This is a genomic window from Devosia aurantiaca (assembly GCF_011058215.1).
In the GTDB taxonomy this organism is placed as follows: domain Bacteria; phylum Pseudomonadota; class Alphaproteobacteria; order Rhizobiales; family Devosiaceae; genus Devosia; species Devosia aurantiaca.
Map to the genome: position 1 here is coordinate 203,943 of NZ_JAALFG010000001.1, position 23,470 is coordinate 227,412.

The window sequence follows — 23,470 nt, forward strand, 5'->3', positions numbered from 1 at the left end:
TATAGCTTAAATTTCAAACAAACCCGGATTGCGGGCCCAGTAAATTTGCGCGTTGCTCCCGCATAGATTCTTCATAGATTCTTCGCAGGAGGTACGACATGACCCAAACTCTTTCACGCCGTCTGTTGCTGAAATGGACGGGAGCCAATGCTGGCATCGCTGTCGCCGGCGCCATGCTGCCCAATTTCGGCATTTCCGCCGCCCTTGCCGCCGATTTGGGTGAAGGCGACATTGGCGTTCTCAATTACGCCTACGCGCTCGAGCAGCTTGAGGCAGCCTTTTACACCCAGGTCATCGAAACGCCATTCGAGGGCATTACCGATGAAGAAACCGATTGGCTGACCGACATTCGCGACCATGAAGTCGAACACCGCGACTTCCTCAAGGAAGCCCTCGGCGAAGGTGCCATTCCCGATCTTGAAGTCGACTTCTCCGCCGTGGACTTCACCAGCCGCGACAGCGTTCTGGCAACGGCCCAGACGTTCGAAGACCTCGGCGTTGCAGCCTATAACGGCGCCGGCAAGCTCATCGAAAACGGCGATTACCTGCTTGCTGCGGGCAAGATCGTTTCGGTCGAAGCCCGCCACGCCGCCGCCATTCGCGACCTCGTCAACATGAACTCGGTCGCCTTTGCCGGCGATGACGTGGTCGACGAAAACGGTCTCGACGTCGCCAAGGAACCGGCGGAAGTGCTGGCTGCAGCCGATCCGTTCATCACCACCGAAGTCACCGCCGAAGCGCTGGTTTGAGGAGAACACCCATGACCATGAAATCCATCCTCTCCACCGTCGATCCGGAAATCACCGAGCGCCTCGTCGCCAATCGCCGCGAGTTCTTCCGCTCGTCCGCGCTCAAGCTCGGCGCCATGGCCTCTGCACCGCTGGTTCTCGCCATGGCCTCGCAGCAGGCTTTCGGGCAGGAATTGCCGCAGGAAATCGTCGATGTGCTGACTTTCGCGCTGACACTCGAGCATATCGAGGACGCGTTCTATCGCTCGGGTCTCGAGGCCGATGGCCTGATCCCGGACGAATATGTCGGCATTTTCAACCAGATCGGCAAGCATGAGGCGGCACACGTCGCTTTCCTCTCGACCGCCTTGGGCAGCGCCGCCATCGACCGTCCGGCGCTCGATCTCACCGCCGGCGGCAAATATGCCGACGCGCTCGAAAACTTCGACACCTACCTCACCCTCAGCCAGACCTTCGAGGATCTGGGCGTCGCCGCCTATAAGGGCCAGGCCGGCAACCTGATCTCCAATGACGATATCCTGCAGGCTGCTCTGCAGATCCATTCCGTCGAAGCCCGCCACGCTGCCATTGTCCGCAAGATCGGCGGCAAGAAGAGCTGGGACGGCGCCTTCGACGAACCGATGACGAAAGAAGAAGTGTTGGCAGCGGCCACCCCGTTCCTCGCCTAAAACACTCCAGCGTCCCGCCGCCGCGCCTTGCCCTACAAGCGCGGCGGCTTTTTTTTTTGCGCCGTCCCGCCCGAAACTCGTTCGCTGCCGTCGCCGTAACTGCTCACGGTTGCGTGCTCGAACTGATCCTGCCCACCCGGAGAAACAACAAATGGACAGCACTTCCCGCCTATCCCGGCGTCACCTGCTCAAGTGGACCGGCGCTGCCGGGACCTTGGCGGTAGCCGGTGCCATGCTCCCCAATTTCGGCATTTCCGCCGCGCTAGCCGCAGAACTCGGCGATGGCGATATTGGGGTGCTGAACTATGCCTATGCGCTCGAACAGCTTGAAGCGGCCTTCTACACCACCGTGTTGCAGAACCCGTTCGGCGAGATGCAGGTCAATGACCAGCGCATCCTCACCCAGATCCGCGATCATGAAATCGCCCACCGCGACTTCCTCAAGGGCGCTTTGGGCCGCCGCGCCATCCCGGCGCTCGAGGTCGATTTCTCCGCCGTCGATTTCGGCTCGCGCCGCAGCGTCCTCGGCACCGCAGAAGTCTTCGAGAACCTGGGCGTTGCCGCCTATAACGGCGCCGGCCAGCTGATCTCCAACCCCGATTACCTCGTCGCTGCCGGTTCGATCGTATCGATCGAAGCCCGCCACGCTGCGGCCATCACCGACCTGCTCCGCCCGTTCAGCGCCGAAGCTGCCGGCCGCGGCGTCGTCGATCGCAAGGGCTTGGACAAGGCGCTGCTGCCGTCCCAGGTCCTGCCTGCCGCGGCGCCGTTCATCACGACGCCCGTCACCGCCGCAACGCTGCCATAAGGAGAGTTTGAAATGACCCAGGAAAATTCCATCCTCTCCGAGATCGAGCCCGAAGTCGTCGACCGCATCGCGGTCGGCCGCCGGGAAATGTTCTCCCGCTATGCCAAGATGGGCGGCATCGTTGCCAGCGCCCCGTTGGCTCTGGCCCTTGCCTCGAACCAAGCCTTCGGCCAGTCGCTGCCGAGCCAGGTCGTCGACGTTCTCAACTTCGCGCTGACGCTCGAATATCTCGAAGCCGCCTTCTACGACCAGGGCAATAAGTCGGGCGTCGTGCCGCGCGAATATCGCGCGGTGTTCCGCACCATAGGCGAACACGAAAATGCCCACGTCAAACTGCTCAAGGGCGTTCTCGGCTCGGCTTCCGTTGCAGCACCCGCCGTCGATTTCACTGCCGGCGGCCAGTATGCCGACGTCTTTGAGAACTTCGAGACCTTCCGTCTGCTCAGCCAGACCTTCGAAGACCTGGGCGTTGCAGCCTACAAGGGCCAGGCCGGCAATCTCATGGGCTCGGGTGCGATCCTCACGGTTGCCCTGCAGATCCACTCTGTCGAAGCCCGCCATGCTTCCGAAGTCCGCCGCATCGGCCTCAAATACGGCTGGGACAGCGCCTTCGACAAGCCACTGAGCAAGAATGCCGTCTTGGCAGCGGCGACACCGTTTCTTGCCTGACACCTAGCGTTTCTTGACGCCGCGCCTGTCAAACGGCGCGGCGTTTGCTTGTCGCATTCCGGCAGGAACGAAGCCTTGTCAAAAGCCTTTAGGTTCAAGGACGCGCGGGAGCCAGCGGCAATGACCATGAAGACCAAAATCTATCCCTACAAGGGACCGGCTGGCGGTTGGGGATCGGCAAAGTCAGTCGCCAAATATTTGGGCAGCGAACACCTTTTGGTAGAAGGGCCGGGCATTTTGCTCAAGCAAAATAAGCCGGATGGCTTTGCCTGCGTCAGCTGCGCCTGGGCCAAGCCCGTTCCGTCCCACCCGGCCGAGTTCTGCGAAAACGGCGCCAAGGCGACCGCCTGGGAATTGACCAAGAAGCGGGTAACGCCGGAATTCTTCCAAAAGCATACGGTGAGCAAGCTGCAGGGCTGGTCGGATTTCCAGCTCGAGGAAATCGGACGCCTGACCACGCCGATGCGCTATGACGCCGCGACCGACAAATATGTCGCCGTCGAATGGGACGAGGCCTTTGCCGCGATCGGCCGAGAGCTGGCCGCGATCCGCGAGATCGACCCTAAGCGCACGGTATTTTACGCATCGGGCCGGGCATCGCTCGAAACCAGCTATATGTATGCGCTGATGGCGCGGCTCTACGGCAACAACAATCTGCCGGACAGCTCGAACATGTGCCACGAGTCCACCTCGGTCGGGCTCAAGGAAAGCATCGGCGTTCCCGTTGGCACCGTGGTGCTCGACGATTTCGACCATGCCGACGCCCTCTTCTTCTTCGGGCAGAATGTGGGGTCCAACAGCCCGCGCATGCTGCATCAGCTCAAGGATGCCAGCGATCGCGGCGCCACCATCGTCGCCTTCAATCCGCTGCGAGAGCGGGGGCTCGAGCGGTTCACCGACCCGCAAAACCCAATACAGATGGCGACGCGCAGCGAAACGCCCATCGCGCGCGAATATTTCCAGGTGCGCCCCGGTGGCGACATGGCCGTGGTCGCCGGCATGTGCCGCTGGCTGATTGAAGCCGACAAGATCGACCATGGCTTCATCGCAGAACACACCCATGGCTTTGCAGAATTTTCTGCCTGGGTCATGACCCAGGACTGGGCCGATATCGAGCGCGAGTCCGGTCTGCGGCGCAACCAGATCGAGCTTGCGGCAAGGCTTTATGCGGAAGCCCCGGCAGCCATGATCATCTATGGCATGGGCATTACCCAGCATAAACTGGGCGTGCAGTCCGTGCAGATGCTGGTCAATCTGGCGTTGATGCGCGGCAATATCGGACGGCCGGGTGCCGGCATCTGTCCGGTGCGCGGGCATTCCAACGTCCAGGGACAGCGCACCGTCGGCATTGCCGACAATCCCGAACTGGTGCCGCTCGACCTGCTTGAAAAGCAGTATGGATTTTCGGCGCCCCGCGAACATGGGCTGACGACGGTCGATACCTGCAAGGGCATCATCGAAGGAACGGTCGATGCCTTTATCGGCCTCGGCGGCAATTTCCTGCGCGCCGTGCCCGATCACGGGCAGATGGAGGCGGCCTGGCCGCGGCTGCGGCTGACGGTGCAGGTCGCGACCAAGCTCAATCGCGGGCATCTCTTCAACGGGCGAACCAGCTACCTCCTGCCCTGTCTCGGCCGCATCGAAAAGGATCGGCAAGCGACCGGCGAGCAGATCGTGACCGTCGAAGACAGCACGGCGGTGATCCATCGCTCCAAGGCCCTGTCGGAGCCGGCCAGCAAGGACCTGCTGTCGGAGCCCAAGATCGTCGCCGAGATCGCCAGGGCGACCCTGCCCTTTAATCCCAAAGTGCCTTGGGACGAGTGGGTCGGCGATTACGGCAAGGTGCGCGATGCCATCGCCGCGACCTATCCCGACCAGTTCTTCGACTTCAATGAGCGCATGAAAAAGCCCGAAGGCTTTCGCCGTCCGATCGCTGCAAGCCACCGCGAGTGGAAGACTAAAAGCGGCAAGGCGCAGTTCACCGTGCCCGAAGCCATTAATGCGAGCTTTGACACCGGCCAAGACAAGGATGTGCTGCGGCTCGTAACATTGCGCAGCAACGACCAGTTCAACACCACCGTCTACGGTTATGACGATCGCTTCCGCGGCATTCACGGCACCCGCGACGTGCTGTTGCTCAACGCGGCCGACATGAAGCGCTATGGCATTTCCGAGGGCCAGGAAGTGGGTCTTGCAACGGTCGCCGATGATGGCGTCGATCGCTGGCTCGGCGGCTTGCGCGCGGTGACTTATAACATTCCCGAAGGCAGCTGTGGCGGCTACTACCCGGAATGCAATGTGCTGATCCCGGTCTACCAGCATGCGCAGGGCAGTAAGGTGCCGGCGGCCAAATCGGTGCCGGTGAGGCTGGTGCTGTGAGCTTTGCCACGCACTACTCCGTGTCCCCGCAAAGCTGGGGCAAGGGGCGCAGCACGCGCGAACTGGCCGAAGAGGTGGCCGTGGCGATCGTCGTCAACGGAAGCACGCTTGCGGTGATGATGGCGACGCCGGCAGACCTCGAAGCCTTCGGCGTCGGTTTTGCGCTGACCGAAGGCGTGATCGAGCAGGCATCGGAAATTTCACGGCTCGAGGTGGTTAACCACGATCTGGGCATCGAAGTGCGCTTGTGGATAGGCGCGGACAAGGCGCAGGCGATGGCCGCACGCCGCCGGCAACAGTCTGGACCGACAGGATGCGGACTTTGCGGCATCGAAAGTCTCAAAGAGGCAATGCGCGTATCGCGGCCGGTGAGGTCGCGGCTTGATCTCTCCGTAGAGAAGATCCGTGAAGCTGCCTCGAGCCTGCGGCCGGTGCAGAGCCTTAATGCCATCACCCGCGCCGTCCATGCGGCAGCGCTCTGGCATCCCGACCACGGCGTGCTTGCCGTGTGCGAGGACGTCGGGCGACATAATGCGCTCGATAAGCTGGCCGGACGCGCCGCGCAGATGAACCTAGATGCCGGCCACTGCGCCGTGCTGCTCACCAGCCGCGTCAGCATCGAGCTGATCCAGAAGACCGCTGTGCTGGGGGCGCCCGTCTTGATCGCGGTCTCGGCCCCGACACGGCTCGCCGTTGATGCGGCGCAGGCCGCCGGCATTACGCTGATCGGCGTGGCGCGCGACGATGGCTTCGAGGTCTTCAGCTAGGCTGAGCATAAAAGTGACCGGCAGAGGCGTCGTTCCGCAGGAACTTAGCTTGGCAGGCCCCTGTTCTTCTTCCAGTTCGGAGAACAACCATGCCCCACGCTTCCCCAATCCGCTTTCATCCCGGTGTCGAGACCATCCGCGAGGATGAGGGCGAGACCATCCAGAAGCTCAACGAGACTTTCGACAAAATCCTCCACAAGACCGCCGAGGATTATGGTCACGCCGTCCGGTCGGTGCATGCCAAGGCGCATGGCATCCTCGAAGGCGTGCTGCGTGTCCACCCCAACCTTCCGCCCGAATACGCGCAGGGGCTTTTCGCAAGGCCCGGCGAGCACAAGGCCTATATCCGCATCTCGACCAATGCCGGCGACATCTTGCCCGATGCCATCTCCCTGCCCCGCGGCATGGCGCTCAAAGTTTTGGACGCAGAGGGGGCACGCCTCGCCGGTGCCGAGGGCACGACGCAGGACTTCGTCCTTGTCAACGGTTCGGTCTTCCAGAACAAGACCAGCGACAAATTCTTGAGCAATCTCAAGCTGCTTGCTGCCACCACCGACAAGATGGAAAAAACCAAGGAAGTCATGTCGGGGTGCTGCGTGGCGTCAACAAGGTGCTGACGGCTGTCGGCGTGGAAAGCCCCAAGGTGCAGACGCTGGGCGGCGCTCCCAATGTACACCCGCTTGGCGAAAGCTATTTCAGTGTCACGCCCTTCCGCTATGGCGACTACATCGCCAAGTTTTCTGTAGTGCCGGTGTCAGACGACCTGACGTCGCTGACAGGCCAGGAAATCAACGCCAGCAAGGACGAGGATGCAATCCGCCACACAGTGCGAAGCGACATGGCTGAGGCCAAAGGCCGCTGGGAATTCCGCGTCCAGCTTTGTCGCGATCTTGAGGAACAGCCGGTGGAAGACCCCACCGTCGAGTGGGACGAGGACATCAGCCCCTATGTCACCGTCGCAACGCTTGAAGCCTCGCCGCAGGACAGCTGGGACCCCGGCAAGGTTCAGGCCGTGGACGAAGAAATGCGTTTCAGCATCTGGACCGGCCTTGCCGCCCACCAACCTTTGGGCAATATCAACCGCGCCCGCAACGAGCCCTACAAACACTCTTCGGACTTCCGAGCAGCCTTCAATCGCTGCCCAATCCACGAGCCGAACTAGTTGCACCGTGAACGTTGGAAGCCGCTTTCATTGCAAGGCGGTTTCCAACGCTTGGCCTGGGTATCTTGCTCTGACCAAACGATAAAAGTTTAGCTTTATCCTCGGCAGATTGCCAACTTCGCCATGGCAGTTTGCCTCCGTTTCGATAGCGGAGGCGTGATCATGGGGATGGTTGAGCGGATTAGGGGCTCGCTTGTGGCCAAAGTGTTCGGGGTGAGCTTTTTGGCCATCCACGTTCCCCTGCTTTCGCTGAGCCTTTACCTCGGCCTTGGGCGTCCGGCAGACCCGATATCCATTCTGGTTGTCGCGCTGATCGCGACTCTGCTGGGATCGATCCTGTCCTACCTCGCCATCTATCAGATGGTCAGCCCAATAGATCGACTGGTACGGGCGGTGGACCGTTATCAGGAAGAAGGCACCGAGCCTTTTGTCGAAGTTCGCGGAAGCGACAGCGTCAAGAGGCTTGCGGAAAAGGTTGCGAGCCTAGTGCGGGCCCAGGAGCAATCCTTGAGCGCTTTGAGACGGCAGGCGAACAGTGATCCGCTGACCGGCCTCGGTAATCGACGCTGGCTCCAGAATGCCGTTTCGGTCGAGATCAGCCGCGCAATGCGCCGCAACCAGTCGATCTGGGTCATCGCCTTCGACCTCGATCGCTTCAAGGAAATCAACGATCGCTTCGGTCACGCGGCGGGCGACGAGGTCCTCATGATCGTGGCCGAAGTCACCCAGCGCCAACTTAGGCCTTACGACCTCATTGCCCGGATCGGCGGGGAAGAATTCTGCGTCGTTTCCGCGGATGCCAGCGATGACTTCGGCATCAGGGCCGCCGAACGCATCCGACAAGCGATCGAGGACTGGCAGCCCACCCTGGGCGGCGTCGCCACGACGATCACGGCAAGCTTCGGTGTATTCCGCGGCGATCCTGCATCGCACAGCTTCAACGAAATGCTGCGCCTGGCGGACGACAGGCTATATTATGCAAAAGCGCGGGGCAGAAACCAGGTGGTCGCGACGGAATAGAAGCCGTTACGAAACCAGTTCGACCAACCTGCCCCAGGCCGGGTTCCAGAGTTTTTCATCGGTGATACGAATGACGATGCGCTTGAGCCCCGCCTCGCTGCGCAAGGCTTCCGCTTTGGCGAGCGCCTGTTTGACCGGGACGGGCAGCGACGCGATTTCGTCAAAACTCGCGACGTCAGCAACACTGCGACCGAAGATCTGCGTCACTTCCACCACGACAGCATCGTGCGGCGTGCGCATGCCTGGTTTTAATTGCTCATAGTCCGCCATCTTCGTCCCCGCATAGTTGCAGGGAAAAAGAAGCAATTCGCTTTAAGTTGCGCCAGAGTCGATCACGTTTTTCCTCGCGACTTTCTTGGTCTTCTGTCCACGTTTTCCCGACAGGATGAGCGAACAGCTAAATCCCAATCCTCGAAGTGATAGCACCGAGGCGTGTCAGTCGTTGACACACTCTTCGCCTGCTGCAAATGAGCAGGCATGAGCACCCGTCAGTCCCGCAATGTTTCCCTCACACCCGAGCTAGAGGCCTTTATCTCGGACCAGCTGGCATCGGGCGATTACGCCAATGCCAGCGAAGTCGTGCGCTCGGCGCTGCGTCAGCTGCGCGACGGCCCGGGACAAAGCTCTGCCTTGCCGGTCGGCTGGCCGATCGCCGGTGGCGAATGCGGCGCCCTCATCCGCACCAAGGATTGGGCCAGCACGCCCCTTGGCCCTGTGGAGAGCTGGCCCCCGGCTTTGCGCGCAACGGTCGCCAATATCGTCAATTCCCCGGTTGCCAAGGTCCTCATGTGGGGTCCCGAGCACCGCATGTTCTACAACGATGCCTATGCGCCCATTATCGACCAGCGCCATCCCACGGCCATGGGCGAAGCCGTTGCGACCGCGCTTCCCGAGGTTTGGGATTTCAATCGTTCCATTCTTGAGGCTGGACACCGCGGCGAGTTGATCTCCAACACCGGTGTAGCCATGCAGCTCGACAACAAGCATCGCAAGGGCGACTTCATTTTCGATCTCCACTACACTCCTGTCTATGACGATCACGGCGCAGTCGGCGGCGTCATGTGCACCGTCATCGACCAGACCGATCAGGTCCTGCTGCAAGCCAATCTCAAGACCAGCAATCATCGTTTCCGGGCGGCCATGGATGCGGTCCACGGTGTGCTGTGGACCAATAGCGCCGATGGCCAGATGCTGGGCGAGCAGCCCGGCTGGGCCAAGCTCACCGGTCAGAGCTTTGAAGAATACCAGGGCTTTGGCTGGTCGAATGCCGTTCACCCCGACGACCAGGCCGAAAGCGTCGCCAACTGGAACGCCGCCGTCGCGGCCAAGTCCATGTTCGTCCACGAACATCGCGTGCGCGAAAAAGGCGGCACCTGGCGCACCTTTGCCATTCGCGCCATTCCCGCGCTCGATGACAAGGGCGACATCCTCGAATGGATCGGCGTCCATACCGACATCACCCATCGCCGTGCTGCCGAACAGGCACTGCGGCAGCTCAACGAGGATCTTGAAGCCCGCGTTATCGCCGAGATCGATGAACGCCGCCGCGCCGAGGCCAAGCTCGCCCAGGCCCAGAAGATGGAAACCGTCGGCAAGCTGACCGGCGGCGTGGCCCACGATTTCAACAACCTGCTGCAGGTCGTTTCCGGCAATCTGCAGCTTCTGGCCAAGGACATTGCCGGCAACGAGCGCGCCGAGCGCCGGGTCGGCAATGCCATGGCCGGTGTGTCGCGCGGCTCCAAGCTCGCCTCGCAACTCCTCGCCTTCGGGCGCCGCCAGGCGCTGGAGCCCAAGGTCACCAATATCAGCCGCCTCGTGCGCGACATGGACGACATGCTGCGCGCGCCATCGGCGAAGCGATCGAAGTGGAAACCGTGGTCGGTGGCGGTCTTTGGAACACTTTCATCGATCCGGCGCAGGTCGAGAACGCCCTTCTCAACCTCGCCATCAATGCGCGCGACGCCATGGATGGCCGCGGCAAGCTCACCATCGAACTGGGCAATGCCCATCTCGACGACGACTATGCGCGCACCCATGACGAAGTAACGCCCGGCCAATATGTCATGCTGGCCGTCAGCGACACCGGCTCGGGCATGTCGCCCGATATCATCGATAAGGTCTTCGAGCCGTTCTTTTCAACCAAGAGCGAAGGCAAGGGCTCTGGGCTTGGCCTTTCCATGGTCTATGGCTTCACCAAGCAGTCGGGTGGCCACGTCAAGATCTATTCCGAAGTCGGCCACGGCACGACCATCAAGCTTTACCTGCCGCGGGCGCTTGAAAGCGAGGATATCGAAGTCGTCGCCAGCGCCGGTCCGGTCGTGGGCGGCACCGAAACCGTGCTCGTCGTCGAAGACGATGAGGAAGTGCGCGCCACCGTGGTCGAGATGCTGGGCGATCTTGGCTATCGTGTGCTCAAGGCCATCGATGCCGCCAGCGCGCTCAATGTCGTCGAATCCGGCATTCCGATCGATGTGCTCTTCACCGACGTCGTCATGCCCGGAACGCTCAAGAGCCCGGAGCTGGCCCGCAAGGTCAAGGAACGGCTGCCCAACATCGCCGTGCTTTTTACCTCCGGTTATACCGAGAACTCCATCGTCCACGGCGGCCGGCTCGATGCGGGGGTCGAGCTTTTGTCCAAGCCCTATACGCGCGAGGCCTTGGCACGAAAATTCCGCCATGTTTTGGCCAATCGTGACCAACGCCAACTGATCCAATCCACCCCAAGACCGACGCTGGCTGCCGAAGGCGGCAGCGCCACCGTGACCAGGAAGCGCACAGTGCTGCTGGTCGAAGACGAAGCCCTGATCCGCCTCTCCACCGCCGACATGCTGGAAGACGCCGGCTTTGTCGTGGTCTCGGCAGCGAGCGCTGAGGACGCCTTGGCCGCGCTGGAAACAGCGCCGGTCGACGTTCTGGTCACCGACGTCAACCTGCCCGGCGCATCCGGCGTCGACCTTGCCCGCCGCGCTCGCAGCATCAGGCCGCATATCGAAGTTGTCTTCGCCACCGGCGATGTCGCGGCCGTTCCCAAGGACGCCGCAGAGAAGGTGCTGACCAAGCCCTATACGATGACCGACTTGGTCACGACCCTGAAGGCCACAGAAGCAGGAACCCATCCCAAGGCACTGGCTGGCGCAGCGGAGGAAGAATAGTCCTGCCCGGCTGGGACAATATGCATCGCCGGGATAGGGGAAGCGCCGGTTAGGCCCTTCCCTCTCTACCCAACACCATGGCTGAGCCCTTCTCGGCCACCATCAATGTCGCGGCATTTGTGTTGGCCGAGACGATCTTGGGCATGACCGAGGCGTCGATGACGCGCAAATTGTCGATGCCTCTTACTCTCAACTGAGGATCGAGCACGGCTGTGCTGTCCGAACCCATGCGGCAGGTGCCGACGGGGTGAAACACCGTTCCGCCCATGATGCGCACGGCGTTCCAGATCTGCTCGTCGGTTTCGAACGCCGCGCCTGGAACCACTTCTTCATCCCACAGCGCCCTGAAGGCGGGCTGCTCGTGGATCTCGCGCAGCATCTTGACGCCCTCGACGATCGTTCGGCGGTCGATCTCGCGCTCGAAATACCGTGGTTCGATACGGGGAGCGACAGAAGGATCGGCGCTCGTGATCCGAACTCGGCCGTGGCTTTCGGGATGGCACTGGTAGACCGAGGCGGTAAAACCGGAATAGCGGTGCAATGGCGTGCCGGGCTTGTCGACCGACAAGGGCATGACGTTGAACTGCACATCGGGCCGCCCCCGAACGCCAGGGGCGTGCAGGCCGCACCGCCCACCTGCCCTGCTCCGACCGTCAGCGGTCCCGTTCCCCGGAAAAGCCATTGCGCGCCCATCTTGGCCAGTTCGAGAGGATTGCGCACGGCGTCGTTAAGCGACAGCTTGTCCTTGAGCCTCACAATCAGCCGCATCTGATAATGGTCTTGAAGGTTCTCGCCGACCTCGGGCGCATCCACCGCGACATCGATCCCAAGCGCGCGGAGGTGATCGGCAGGCCCGATGCCCGATAGCTGCAGCAATTGCGGCGATTGGATCGTGCCGGCCGCAAGGATCACCTCGCGTCCCGCCCGCACGACATGGGTCTTTGTGCCGACGACATATTGCACGCCGATCGCCTTGCCACTTTCCAGCACCACGCGGCTGGCCATGGCGCCAGTCATGAGGTCGACATTTCCCCGCTTGAGTGCAGGCCGCAAAAACGAGGCCGAAGCGCTGGCGCGCATCCGCCGGCCAAGCGTCAGCTGATAGGAGCCCACACCGAATGTGGTCTCCCCGTTAAAATCGGTATTGTAGGGTAGACCGGTCTGTTGCGCCGCCCGCAGCCAGGCGGCGCAGGCGGGATTGGCATTGCGCAGTTGCGACACGGCAAGCTCGCCATTTCGACCGCGATAGGTGTCAGACCCGGCGCTATAGCGCTCGATATTTTTGAAGTGTGGGAGCACATCCCCATAGGACCAGCCGCTGGCACCCGATTGCGCCCAGTCGTCAAAATCCTCGGACTGGCCTCTTATGAAGATGAGGCCGTTGATGGAACTCGATCCGCCGACCACTCGCCCGCGTGGCCAGGCTATGGCGCGGTCGCCCGAGCCATCGGAGGCTTCCGTTTCGAAGATGCGCGAAAAGCGCGTGTCATAGATCGTGCGGAAATAACCGACCGGCAGTTTCAGCCAATGATTGCGATCCTGTCCACCGGCTTCGATGACGAGGACACGCGTGTCTGGATCTTTCGATAGGCGATTGGCCAGAAGCGAGCCGGCCGAGCCCGATCCGACGATCACATAGTCATAGGTCCGAGCGGCGGATTGAGCCATCTAGAGCGCGATCTCGCGAGTTTGGACGGCATAGCTCTTAAAGCCTGCCATGGCAGCATCGTCGATCCCGATGCCTGGACTGTCACTGAGCACAACCCGGCCACCCGCAAGGGTGGCCAGCATGTCATGGGCCAGTTCACTACGCATGAGATTGGTGTTGTAGTCCACTTCGACAAAGCCCGTGCTCACGCCGGATGCGGCCTTGACGTGGCAGCTGGTCAGAAGCCCTATACCACCGCCCAGCCAATGCGGACACAGCAAACGGTTGGCACGCTTGGCATCTTCTGCGACCTCCAGCATCTTTCGGACGCCACCCCATCGGCCAAGATCAGGCTGCAGGACGGTTATCGAGCGCCTGTCCGCCAAAGCGGTGAAATGCTCTTCTCGGCTGAAATTTTCGCCCGCTGCCAGCGGTGTCTGCAGTCCGCGGTGCAAGGCGGCCCAGTCCTCATCGAGCGCATCTTGCGGCAGAGGTTCCTCAAGCCAAAACAGGCCGACCTCGTCGGCCACCGGAGCAATGGCCAGCGCTTCGGCAAGGCCATAGCCCTGGTTCGCGTCGGCCATCAGCAGCTTTTCACGCCCGAGCAAGGCGCGCGCCTGGCGCAGGTTTTCTCGATCCACCACGGGATCAAACCCGATCTTGATCTTGCTGCCGGCGTACCCGTCGGCATGGGCCCGGGCCGCCGCTTCCGGCGCACCCTCGGGATTTATGCCGCTGGCATAGACGCCGACCGATGCCGGCGCTTCCCGATTGAGAAACCTGGACAGAGACAGACCGGCACGGCGCGCCGCCAGATCGGTCAAGGCACATTCAAGCCCGGCAAGGCATTGCGCAAAGGGGCCCGGCTCACCCGATTGGATTGCCAGCACATGAAGGCGCCGCGTGAGCCAGACCCAGAGGGCGCCCGGATCATCAAGCAGACCGCTGGAAGCGGCGAGCGGCAGGATGACGGTTTCCAAAAGATGGGCGCGATGTTCTGCGCCCCCGCTCGGAAAATTGCACCAGACCTCGCCATATCCCACGGCGCCGTCCCCGTCCTCGAGACGAAGAACAAGGGTTGGTCGATCCAGCATGACGCCGAAGGACGTGCGCACCGGCGTCTCGATTGGGACACGATACAAAATGATCGTTGCCAACATGCCGGCTTCCATCCTTTGTCAGCAACTGTCTTCGGAGACACACACCTGCTAGCTATGGGTCAAAGGCTGCCGAAAGCAAGACCGAGCACTGCCTTACGCATCGCTGACAGCTGCCGTAACCAAAATGCAATAACAAAAACAATGGCTTAACTGGAAACTTTGCAGGCACGACGCGTTAGACCCTCCAGATATTTTGGAGAGCAACATGCCCATCGAACGCGAAACCATTATCGAGCGTCCCGCCGCAACGGAAACCACCGTCGTCAGCGGCGGCAGCCCGTTCGGCATCATCGGCCTCGTCATCGCCGTCATCGTCGCGGCCCTGCTGATCATGTGGGTCGTCAACGGCGGCATCACCAGCAATGGCGACGCCGTCAACGTCGACCTTCCGGCCGTCACCGTCACCAACTAATTCGTCATTCAAGCACACGACAGATCGTTTACGTCGTTCGCTAAAAATCACGATCCAGCCGGTCACCTCGGCCGGCTGGACCCCGTTACTTCGGCGAGTGACTTAACCGCCAGACCAGGAAACAATACGATGCGCCGCACCCTGATCCTTTCCACGCTCTACATGGCCTCGCTCGGCTTCATGATTGCGGCTTATAGCGCAACCATTCCCGCCTGATCGGGACCAAAGCGCCACCACCGCGTCCCAAACACTAGCTGCCGATTGTCAGTGCTCTCCACCCTATGCATAAGAGGGCGACAGGAGGGGATATGAAAAAGTTGACGGCTTGCCGTTGAGCGAAGCCATCCTGTTTGCCGCTATCCTGACCTTTGTCGAAAAAGGCTATGACAACGCCTCGATGGATGACGTTGCGGCCCGCGCCTCGACCACCAAGCGCACGGTTTATTCCCATTTCGGCAGCAAAGATGCGCTGTTTCGCAGTGCCCTCGTCAAGGCAGTCGAGCTTTTTCAAAGCGAGATGCCAAAACTTGCCGACCCGTCCGACCCCGCTCGCGAGCTTGAAGCTTTTGCCATGGGGTTCAGCGATCTTAGCACCTGGCGGGGCGCGGTCCAGCTGCAGCGCGTGGTCATGGGCGGCGCGGAACGCTTTGCCGATCTGGGTAAGATGCTGCATGAACAGATCATCGAGCATGCCGAAGCCATGCTTGCCGACTATTTCGAAGCGGTAGCGACCTTGAATGCTCGAAATATCTCCCAGACGCGCGAGAACTATTGGGAGTTGGCCAGCATTTTTCTCAACATGACGACCGGACCGCAGCGTTTCGCAACGCTGCTCGAGCATCGTCAGCCGTCTGCTGTCCATCCCCATGTCGGCGGTCCGTCGGACACCGATCGCCCCGCGATCCAGCGCGCCATAGCGATCTTTCTTGCCGGCACCAGTCTGGCAGCCCCCATTGCGGACAACAGGCCCTAGGCCTAGCCGCGCATGGAAAAGCCGGCATTCGTCGCCGCGGCGCCACTCAGGAAGGGAAGCGCCGTGGTCGGTGTGCCGGTCAGCGCCAGGATGGCATTGGCGACAGCCGGTGCGATCGGCGGCACGCCGGGTTCGCCCATCCCGGTCGGCCTGTTGGTGGACTTGATAATGTGCGTTTCGACCGCGGGCATTTCGTTCATGCGCACCACGGGATAGGTGTCGAAATTGGTTTCCTGCACATAGCCGTCCTTAAGCGTCACGGCCCCAAAAAGCGCCGCGGAAAGGCCAAAGCCGATGCTTCCCTCCATCTGCGCGGTGATCTGGTCGGGAGCAACGGCGATGCCGCAATCGACCACCGCCACGACGCGCCGCACGACCGGCCGTCCGCCCTCGAGACGAACCTCCGCCACCTGGCCGACGATCGTGCCGAATGCCTCCGAGATCGCCATGCCCCGGCTCCAACCGGCCTCGATCGGAGTGGACCAGCCCGATTTCTCCATGAGTTCATCGAGCACGGCAATGCGTCGGTCGTCCCCAGCCTTTTCGAAGAGACTGCGTCTATAAGCAGCTGGATCCTGTCCCGCGCGGCGGGCCAGCTGATCGATGACATGTTCCATCACCAGCGCAGTATGGGACGCGCCGACGGAGCGCCAGAAGCCGACCGGGACAGGAAAGCGAGGACTGAAAATCTTGCCCGCGACGGTCCTGGCCGTCGAGAAATAAGGCGAGTGGGTGATGCCCTCGGTCGCCTGAATATTGTCGCCCACCGGTGTCAAAGCCTGGCAGACGCTGTGAAAGCGCCAGCGCGCGGGAAAACCGTCCGCACCCATCTCAACCCAGACGCGATGGTGCGACATCGGCCGATAGAACCCGGCGCGCATCTCGTCTTCGCGGGTCCACATCAGCTTGACCGGACGACCCTGCACGCGCTGTGCAATGCGTACGCATTCCACCAAATAGTCGGCCGTCATAACGCCGCGCCGGCCAAACGAACCACCGGCAGGCAGGACTTCGAGATCGACCCTACCGGGGATCGTGCGCGCGGTGAACGCCGCCATGACTTGGTCGAGGCTTGCAAGGTGTGCGCCCGAACTGATGGAAACATCGAAGCCATTGACCTCAGCCACGCAGTCCATGGTCTCCATCGGCGCGTGCGCCAGATAGGGGAAATCGAAGCTGAATTCGACCATGTCGCCGGTCAACGGCGCGTCAGGGTCTTCTCCCATCGTCGCAAAGTCGGCCGAGCCGATGCCGCCATTGCCCGCCGCGATATCATGGTAATAGGCGACGAGGTCGGCGGTCGAGCGTGTCTCGGCCTCGGTGTCGTCCCATTCGAGGCGCAGCGCATCCCGCCCGAGCTTGGCGGCATAGGTGGTTTCCGCAAGGACGGCCACGCCCGTGTCGATCGCAAAGACCTCCACCACGCCAGGCACTTTGAGCGCGTCCGAGTCATCGAAGCGGGCGAGCCTGCCGCCGAAGCGAGGACTGTGAGCGACCATGGCGACCAGCATGTTCGGCCGCTGCACATCTTGGGTATAGATCAGGCTGCCATTGCTCTTGGGCTGGCTGTCCTTTCGCCGGACGCGATCGGTGCCGATCAGGCGATACTGCTCTGCCGTCTTGAGCACCGGCACCTGCGGCGGTGTCTGGCGCGAAGCCTCGACCAGCAGTTCCGCAAAACTGGCCGACTGCTGCGAAGCGGGATGCGAGACCACGCCGTCGCGCACTTCGATCGCGTCAGGCTCGACGTCCCAGCGCAGCGCTGCGGCATTGACGAACATGCTGCGTGCAGCGGCGCCCGCATTGCGCATGGCATCCCAGTTCGTGGCGATAGCGTTGGAGCCTGCGGTGATCTGGACGCCATAGGCCCGGAAATTGCTGCGCGCCTCGACCACTTTCACTCGGTCCCAATCCGCATCCAGCTCCTCGGCAATCATCGCCGCCATGCCGGCATGGATGCCTTGGCCCAGTTCCTGCTGCTTGTTGACGACCGTCACCCAGCCTTCAAGATCGATGCGGATAAAGGCGCCGAAGGGGCTCTCTTCCGGGTCGGTGCCGCCACCGCTCAGAATTGCCCCGGCAACATCCATTGGCCGCGCCACCCCATAGCCCACGAGGAGCGCACCGCCGAGCAGCGTGCCGCCGAGGATCAGGCGCCGCCTTGTCAGGCGAAAACCGCGGGAGTCTTGAGCATCTTCGGTCATTTTAAGGTCCTGCCCATTATTGCGGACACTGGGCGCCGGTTTCCAACCAGGCCGCGACCAGGGCGCCGAACTCGTCTTGCGTCCCGGGCGCGGGCTGACGGCCGCCGCCGGGGTTCCAGGCCCAGCCGACAAGGTCATCCTCGGCCATGTGATGCAGCAGTTCCTCGCGCGTCATGTGCGAGCGCGCCGGATCGAGCAACTGCCGACAGATGTCGCCCAGCGACTTACCCTGCCAGGCCATTTCGATGGGCGCGAGGCTCCACTTGGCGTTGCCGGGGACGCCGGAGGCTTCGGCATTCTGGGCCTGATGGCAGGTTGTACAGCGCATATTGGCCTCCCCGCCGCCATCCAGGCCGCGCGATACCCATGGCATGTGCGGCCACATGGCTTCGGTCTGGGTCGGTCGATCCGTCGCCGGATGGCAGTTCATACAGCGCGGACTTTGCAGCACGCGGCCGACTTCCTCAAATAATGCGACCGAGCGCAGCCGGGGTTCGACAATGGTGTCGAATGCCGAGACGGGCTGCAGGCTTTCAAGCTGAGCGTAGAGCGTTTCGACCGCGATCGGTTCGCTTTGCAGAACCGGACGCGGGTACAGCAGATAAACGAGCCCAAGGCCGATCGCCGCGACCACCAGCAATCCGGCAATCCCGAAAATGCGCGCAATGCGAAAACGTCGTCGCCTGGGCCTGTCCGAGCGCCGGGTCACACTGCCTCTCCTCTGAGGGTAGCGGCAGCGTCGTGAATGGCAGCGCGGATACGATTGTAAGTCGCGCAACGGCAGATATTGCCACTCATGGCGGTGTCGATGTCGCTATCGCTGGGCGACGGCATCGCACGCAGCAGAGCGACGGCGCTCATCACCTGACCGGATTGGCAAAACCCGCATTGCGGCACATCGCGCGCGACCCACGCCTGCTGCACCGCCGTGGCGATCGGATCATCGATCGCCTCGATGGTCGTCACTTCCGCAGAGCCGACAAACTCGATCGGCAGGGAGCACGACCGCATCGGCTGCCCATCCACATGCACGGTGCAGGCACCGCATTGCGCGATGCCGCATCCATATTTCGTACCGGTCAGCCCCAGCGTGTCGCGCAGCACCCATAGCAGCGGCGTCTGCCCATCTGCCTCGACCTTATGGAGGCTGCCGTTGACCCTTACCGCATAGACCATCGACACCTATCCTCAGGAACCAAGCCGCTAGGGCACCACACCAAAAAAATATACTATACGGTATGGTATACTTTTGAGTGACGTCAAGCGGTTTAGGGTTGTGTCATCGCCGTGGTGATCAAAATGGTTCAGGAGCTGTAACCGGTTTGCCAACGAGGCTGGTCGCTAGCCGAGCCGATCAGACAGTTACCTTGGCATCTTACCCACGCCCTTCCGGCCCCAGAACCTGCAGCCAAAGCCCGATGGAAGGATCGCTGCCGGTCAATCCTTTCTTCGACTGCATCTGGCCCACGTTTCGGACGTTAAGACGATACCAACACGGCCTTGCCAAGCTATGCCAGTGAAGGAATGATCCGGGGCGCGACAATTGCTGTCCCCGGTTTCTTGAGGCGCTTCGATGGAGAGGATTATGATGCGTCAGCTTGCGGCCTTCGTCACCTTTGCGGCTTTGGTGACGCCGCTCTCCGCGCAGGAGCAGCCACGGGTTCTGTCTGGCCCGGAGATCGCTACGCTGATCGCGGGCAATACCGTCGTTGGCAACATGGCGGCCGGCGGACCCTATGAGGAATTCTATCTTCCCGACGGCACCCTGCGCGGATCCAACTATGACGGCAAGTGGAGCGTGGTGGACGATACGCTGTGCTTTGTCTACGACGAGACGTCGCCCGCCCAATGCTGGGGCGCCAGCCTGACCTCCGCAGGGGAAGTGCTTTGGCTCAAGAACGGCGTCATCGACGGCAATGGCGTGGTCCGTACCGGCAATCCGTCCCAATTCTAAAGGCCAGCGCAGCTATGCTGCACTGGCGCTCCCTTGCACCCAGCCCAGCAAGAGCGGTGCAAGTTGTTCGGCGGGAAGCGGACGGCTGTAGAGATAGCCCTGAACCTGCTCGCAGCCGACCTGACGCAGGAATTCGGCCTGCCCGACCGTCTCGACGCCTTCAGCCGTCGTGATCATCTTGAGGCTCTGTCCGAGGCTCACCACCGAGCGGACGATGGCATTGGACTTCTCCGCATCGAGATCGCGGATGAAGGACTGGTCGATCTTGATCTTGTCGAACGGGAAAGAGTTCAAATAGCCCAGCGAGGAATAGCCGGTGCCGAAATCATCCATCGCGATGCGCACGCCGGCAGCCTTGAGCCGCTCGAGGACAGCCAGCGCAGCGGCAGAATCGTGCAGCAACACGCTTTCGGTGATTTCGAGTTCGAGCCGGCCCGGCGGCAAGCCGGTCTCCCGCAGGATTTGCGAAACCGTTTCGACCAGGTCGCGGCTTTTGAACTGAACCGGTGAAAGGTTCACGGCCACAACCAACCCGGGCCACTGGGCGGCCTGCTGGCAGGCCGTCCGAAGCACCCATTCGCCTATGGACAGGATGAGACCTGTGTCTTCGGCAAGCGGGATGAAATGATTGGGTGGCACCAGCCCGCGTTCCGGATGGTTCCAGCGGACCAGTGCCTCCACCCCGACCACCTCCCCGGAATGGAGTTGAACCAGCGGCTGGTAATGGAGCACCAACTGATCCTTGGCGATGGCCTGGCGCATGTCATGCTCGAGTGAGCGCCGCATCCGCAGCTCCTGGTCCATGAAGGGCTCGAAGCGCCGGGCGGTGCCGCGGCCGGCCTGCTTGGCGCGATAGAGCGCGATATCGGCATTCTTGAGCAGCGCGGTGGGCGTGTCGCCGTCTTCCCCGACCAAGGCAATGCCGATGCTGGCGCCGAGAAACAGCTCCTTGTCGTCCAAGAGATAGGGTTCGCTGAGTTTTTCGATGATCCTGCGGCCCAGCACGGAGGCGTCGAGCGGTTGGAACGAGCCGTATTGAATGACGGTGAACTCGTCTCCGCCCAGCCGCGCCACCGTATCGGTAGCGTTGACGCATTGGCGCAGGCGAGACGTAACTTGCTGTAGCACCAGATCACCGGCGGCATGGCCCAGGGTGTCGTTGATGTGCTTGAAATGATCAAGGTCGATGCAGAGCACGGCTATGCGGCTGCGCTGCTGCAGCGGCTCGTCGCAGGCCGTCTGCAGCCGATCGCGGAACAGGGCGCGATTGGGCAAGCCGGTCAACAAGTCGTGGAGGGATAGGTGCACGGCCCGGGCCTGTGCTTCCACTTCCTCGGTAATATCAGCCGCGGTGCCCCGATAACCCTGGAACTGTCCATCTTCCGAAACAATAGGCCGGGCCGAAACGCGGCAGATCCGCTTTTCACCGGCAGCATTGCGGAAACTGCAGCGAAGATCTCGAAACGGCTTGCGGCTGCCGATGGCCGCCCAATGAAGCTTTGCTTCCGCATTGTCGAAGTCAGGCGCAAAGAAATTTTCGATCGTCGAACCGAGGGCAACCTTATCGGCATGGCCCGTGACATCGCCGAAGCGTGCGGAAACGAAGGTGATCGCAAGATCTTTGTCGCATTCCCAAATCCAGTCGGACGAGGCTTCGGCAACGTCGCGGAACCGCGCCTCGCTCTTTTTCAGCGTCTCGGAATAAGCATCGATGGTGCGAGCCGAGGACTGCAGTTCCTTGCTGGAGCGTCGCGCATAGCGCATGGCCAAGAACGCAAACAGGCCGAACACCAGAAAGCATCCGCCCATCAGCGGCAGCAGCGTACGAAGGTTCTCGTAGCCCGGTTGCTCGGGCACCCAGGTCACCTGCCCTATCTTTTCCCCGCCATGGGTCTGCAGCGGCAACGAGGCACCCAGATCCACCGCATTGGGGCCCGAAAGTCTCAACCGGTTCAGCAGATAGTCGCTGCCGATCCGGGTGAGCAGCGGCCCGTTCAGGCGCTTGGCAAAAACCAGAACGGAATTGTCGCTGCGGCCAAGGCTTTCCATGGCTTTTTCAGGCGAACGAATAGCCGTGGCAGCCACAAGAAGAACGCTGTCGTCGGACCGCAGCATGCCCACGGCTGGGGCAAGGCGCTGCGCGCCCTCCTGCACCAGCGGCAAGAGGCCCGAACCTATTGCCTCGAAGGCGTCGAGCGACTGAGGTTGTCCTTCGACCGTGGCATAAAGCGTTTGTTTGTCCGGTGAGATGACGAAGGCCATCTCATAGCCGAGATTGGCAAAAATGTTGGAGCCCAAGTTACCGCTCGCCGACGCCCAACCGTAGTCGAAGTCTGCGTGGAGATTTCGATATGAGTCTTCGCGATAGGCGTAGTCTTCAAGATTGCGGGCGATCTCGCGCTGTTTGACCTCAAGCGCCGTCGCTGCCAACTGCCTCGATGACTCGATCGCCAACCGGTTTTGGCTCACCGCCCCGAGCACGGAAAAGGTGACAACCAGAACGAGGGCCGCAATAGACAGGGCGAACAACGACCGCATCAAGCGTCGATTGAATTTTCCCGTCAGCAGTTGATCTGCAGTTTTCTGCATGTGCGTGTTCTCACCTACTTGGGGAGAATACGCGGTTAGTCCTCAATATTCGATGAAACGACCACGCCTAGATTCGCAGGATGTGATTGTCGAAAAGGAAGTCGAACTGCCGCGATTGCCGCTCTGCCCCGGCGATGCCGACCATCGCGCCCTTGCCGCTGGTCGCGAGAAACCCGGTGCGGTCTGGGGCAAGGCCGCAGCCATTGCGCAGCGTTTCAATTAGCACCGGACGCTGCTGCTCGGCGTCGAAAGTGACCAGCAGATCGCCTTCGGGCGACGACAAGGCCACCAAATTGCCGTCCGCCGAGGCGGCAACCGAGCCAACATAGTTGCGCAGGTCGCCAAGGGTTGCAGGCGGCAATTCAACGAGCCGGATGTCGCCGTCCATCGTCGCATAGCCGACCAGCTGCGGCGTATCGCTGGGCGATCCCTTGTACTGACACCCAAACCAGACGCGATCTCTTCCGTCCACCGCCATGTGGCGGATCGAAAGCTGATGCAAGCCGGCGTCGAGCCGCAACTGGCCCACCAGCGCACCGTCGCGGCGGTCGATAAAGGCAATGGACGGGTCCATTGTGTCGAGGTTGAGCTCGGCACGACCATAGTCTGGATGCGTCTCGATCCCGCCATTGGCTACCACGAATGTGATGCCGTCTGGCATCAGCAGCATTTCATGGGGGCCGGTGCCAAAGGTGGGAAATTCCCCGACACGCCGATAGCGGTCGGTGGCGTCGTAGACGCCGATGACGCCCCTGGCGGCTTCGAAGTCGCTTTCCGTGGCATAAAGCAGACGCCCGTCGGGCGAAAAGACGCCGTGGCCAAAAAAATGCCGGCCTTCGGCGCTGGTGAGCGTTTGCGGCGCTTCTCGCCCGCTGGCATCAAAAATCAAGGCGAACGTGCCTGGTTGCCGGGCAAAGACGACGCCGCGTCCAGCCTCCCGGCTTACGGTGATGTCGTGGCCACGATCCGGCAGGTCGATGGTGGAGATGACGTCGCCACGCTCGCCCAGCAACACCGCGCCATAGCCGCCGCTTGCTGTCTCAATGGCGCTGGCAAAGACCAGGTCGTTGCTTTCGATGGCCAAGAGCTGGCGTGGCATGAGGCTGGCGATGAAGCCGGCGCCTGCAGATTTGAGAAAGGCGCGGCGCTGCCACAT

General features: G+C 61.7%; 19 protein-coding genes and 3 pseudogenes. 14 read left to right on the plus strand and 8 right to left on the minus strand.

The window, feature by feature from the left end; translation table 11 throughout:
- The first annotated feature begins 98 nt into the window (after positions 1 to 98).
- The 9 genes from G5575_RS01075 to G5575_RS01110 all read left to right on the plus strand — a co-directional run bounded on the left by G5575_RS01075 (position 99) and on the right by G5575_RS01110 (position 8,222).
- Positions 99 to 749 (plus strand): ferritin-like domain-containing protein, encoded by a 651-nt coding sequence (locus tag G5575_RS01075; protein ID WP_207632960.1) that lies wholly within the window; start codon positions 99 to 101, stop codon positions 747 to 749.
- An 11-nt stretch (positions 750 to 760) separates the two neighbouring features.
- A complete protein-coding gene (locus G5575_RS01080) occupies positions 761 to 1,417 on the plus strand; it encodes a ferritin-like domain-containing protein (protein WP_164532721.1) in 657 nt (218 codons plus the stop codon).
- A 151-nt stretch (positions 1,418 to 1,568) separates the two neighbouring features.
- Positions 1,569 to 2,225 (plus strand): ferritin-like domain-containing protein, encoded by a 657-nt coding sequence (locus G5575_RS01085; protein ID WP_164532722.1) that lies wholly within the window; start codon positions 1,569 to 1,571, stop codon positions 2,223 to 2,225.
- A 12-nt stretch (positions 2,226 to 2,237) separates the two neighbouring features.
- On the plus strand, positions 2,238 to 2,894 hold the full coding sequence (locus G5575_RS01090; protein WP_164532723.1) for a ferritin-like domain-containing protein: 657 nt from the start codon (positions 2,238 to 2,240) through the stop codon (positions 2,892 to 2,894).
- Positions 2,895 to 3,014: 120 nt separating this feature from the next.
- Positions 3,015 to 5,273, plus strand: coding sequence for an FdhF/YdeP family oxidoreductase (locus G5575_RS01095; RefSeq protein WP_164532724.1), 2,259 nt, complete (start codon positions 3,015 to 3,017; stop codon positions 5,271 to 5,273).
- Positions 5,270 to 6,040: a formate dehydrogenase accessory sulfurtransferase FdhD gene (gene fdhD / locus G5575_RS01100; RefSeq protein WP_164532725.1), complete on the plus strand. Its 771-nt coding sequence runs from the start codon at positions 5,270 to 5,272 to the stop codon at positions 6,038 to 6,040. Before G5575_RS01095 ends, fdhD begins: the two co-directional genes overlap by 4 nt.
- 89 nt (positions 6,041 to 6,129) lie before the next feature.
- Complete coding sequence (locus G5575_RS21400) at positions 6,130 to 6,657, plus strand: catalase family protein (protein ID WP_328765793.1); 528 nt, start codon at positions 6,130 to 6,132, stop codon at positions 6,655 to 6,657.
- Positions 6,630 to 7,202, plus strand: coding sequence for a catalase family protein (locus G5575_RS21405; protein WP_328765794.1), 573 nt, complete (start codon positions 6,630 to 6,632; stop codon positions 7,200 to 7,202). The genes G5575_RS21400 and G5575_RS21405 overlap by 28 nt, the downstream gene beginning before the upstream one ends.
- A gap of 195 nt (positions 7,203 to 7,397) precedes the next feature.
- Positions 7,398 to 8,222 (plus strand): GGDEF domain-containing protein, encoded by an 825-nt coding sequence (locus G5575_RS01110; protein ID WP_164532726.1) that lies wholly within the window; start codon positions 7,398 to 7,400, stop codon positions 8,220 to 8,222.
- A 6-nt stretch (positions 8,223 to 8,228) separates the two neighbouring features.
- On the opposite strand, the gene G5575_RS01115 is transcribed toward G5575_RS01110, so the two are convergent.
- Positions 8,229 to 8,492, minus strand: coding sequence for a hypothetical protein (locus tag G5575_RS01115; protein WP_164532727.1), 264 nt, complete (start codon positions 8,490 to 8,492; stop codon positions 8,229 to 8,231).
- Positions 8,493 to 8,699: 207 nt separating this feature from the next.
- Here G5575_RS01115 and G5575_RS22000 point away from each other — a divergent pair.
- Together G5575_RS22000 and G5575_RS01120 are read left to right on the plus strand one after the other, a co-directional pair.
- Positions 8,700 to 8,825: pseudogene (locus G5575_RS22000) on the plus strand (type II toxin-antitoxin system ParD family antitoxin); the annotation flags it as partial.
- A pseudogene (locus G5575_RS01120) lies at positions 8,823 to 11,374 on the plus strand (response regulator). The pseudogenes G5575_RS22000 and G5575_RS01120, both read left to right, overlap by 3 nt.
- Before the next feature lie 49 nt (positions 11,375 to 11,423).
- On the opposite strand, the pseudogene G5575_RS22475 reads toward G5575_RS01120, so the two are convergent.
- Together G5575_RS22475 and G5575_RS01130 are read right to left on the minus strand one after the other, a co-directional pair.
- A pseudogene (locus tag G5575_RS22475) lies at positions 11,424 to 13,042 on the minus strand (GMC family oxidoreductase).
- Positions 13,043 to 14,182: a mandelate racemase/muconate lactonizing enzyme family protein gene (locus G5575_RS01130; protein ID WP_164532728.1), complete on the minus strand. Its 1,140-nt coding sequence runs from the start codon at positions 14,180 to 14,182 to the stop codon at positions 13,043 to 13,045.
- A 205-nt stretch (positions 14,183 to 14,387) separates the two neighbouring features.
- Here G5575_RS01130 and G5575_RS01135 point away from each other — a divergent pair, with 205 nt between their 5' ends.
- Positions 14,388 to 14,594, plus strand: coding sequence for a hypothetical protein (locus G5575_RS01135; RefSeq protein WP_164532729.1), 207 nt, complete (start codon positions 14,388 to 14,390; stop codon positions 14,592 to 14,594).
- A gap of 331 nt (positions 14,595 to 14,925) precedes the next feature.
- The gene (locus tag G5575_RS01140) at positions 14,926 to 15,567 is read left to right on the plus strand and encodes a TetR/AcrR family transcriptional regulator (RefSeq protein WP_164532730.1); all 642 of its coding nucleotides are present in this window, start codon (positions 14,926 to 14,928) and stop codon (positions 15,565 to 15,567) included.
- Positions 15,568 to 15,569: 2 nt separating this feature from the next.
- Here G5575_RS01140 and G5575_RS01145 read toward each other — a convergent pair whose 3' ends face one another.
- Genes G5575_RS01145 through G5575_RS01155 form a run of 3 tightly spaced genes read right to left on the minus strand, consistent with a single transcriptional unit; the run spans position 15,570 to position 18,947 of the window.
- Positions 15,570 to 17,771: a xanthine dehydrogenase family protein molybdopterin-binding subunit gene (locus G5575_RS01145; protein WP_164532731.1), complete on the minus strand. Its 2,202-nt coding sequence runs from the start codon at positions 17,769 to 17,771 to the stop codon at positions 15,570 to 15,572.
- A 16-nt stretch (positions 17,772 to 17,787) separates the two neighbouring features.
- Positions 17,788 to 18,480 (minus strand): Isoquinoline 1-oxidoreductase subunit, encoded by a 693-nt coding sequence (locus G5575_RS01150; protein ID WP_164532732.1) that lies wholly within the window; start codon positions 18,478 to 18,480, stop codon positions 17,788 to 17,790.
- Positions 18,477 to 18,947, minus strand: a complete 471-nt coding sequence (locus G5575_RS01155; RefSeq protein WP_164532733.1) for a (2Fe-2S)-binding protein — start codon at positions 18,945 to 18,947, stop codon at positions 18,477 to 18,479. The genes G5575_RS01150 and G5575_RS01155 overlap by 4 nt, the downstream gene beginning before the upstream one ends.
- Positions 18,948 to 19,356: 409 nt before the next feature.
- On the opposite strand from G5575_RS01155, the gene G5575_RS01160 reads away from it, so the two are divergent.
- Positions 19,357 to 19,725, plus strand: coding sequence for a hypothetical protein (locus G5575_RS01160; RefSeq protein WP_164532734.1), 369 nt, complete (start codon positions 19,357 to 19,359; stop codon positions 19,723 to 19,725).
- 12 nt (positions 19,726 to 19,737) lie between these two features.
- On the opposite strand, the gene G5575_RS01165 is transcribed toward G5575_RS01160, so the two are convergent.
- Together G5575_RS01165 and G5575_RS01170 are read right to left on the minus strand one after the other, a co-directional pair.
- Positions 19,738 to 22,263: a bifunctional diguanylate cyclase/phosphodiesterase gene (locus tag G5575_RS01165; RefSeq protein WP_235935493.1), complete on the minus strand. Its 2,526-nt coding sequence runs from the start codon at positions 22,261 to 22,263 to the stop codon at positions 19,738 to 19,740.
- Positions 22,264 to 22,381: 118 nt separating this feature from the next.
- On the minus strand, positions 22,382 to 23,470 hold the full coding sequence (locus tag G5575_RS01170) for a DUF1513 domain-containing protein (RefSeq protein WP_164532736.1): 1,089 nt from the start codon (positions 23,468 to 23,470) through the stop codon (positions 22,382 to 22,384).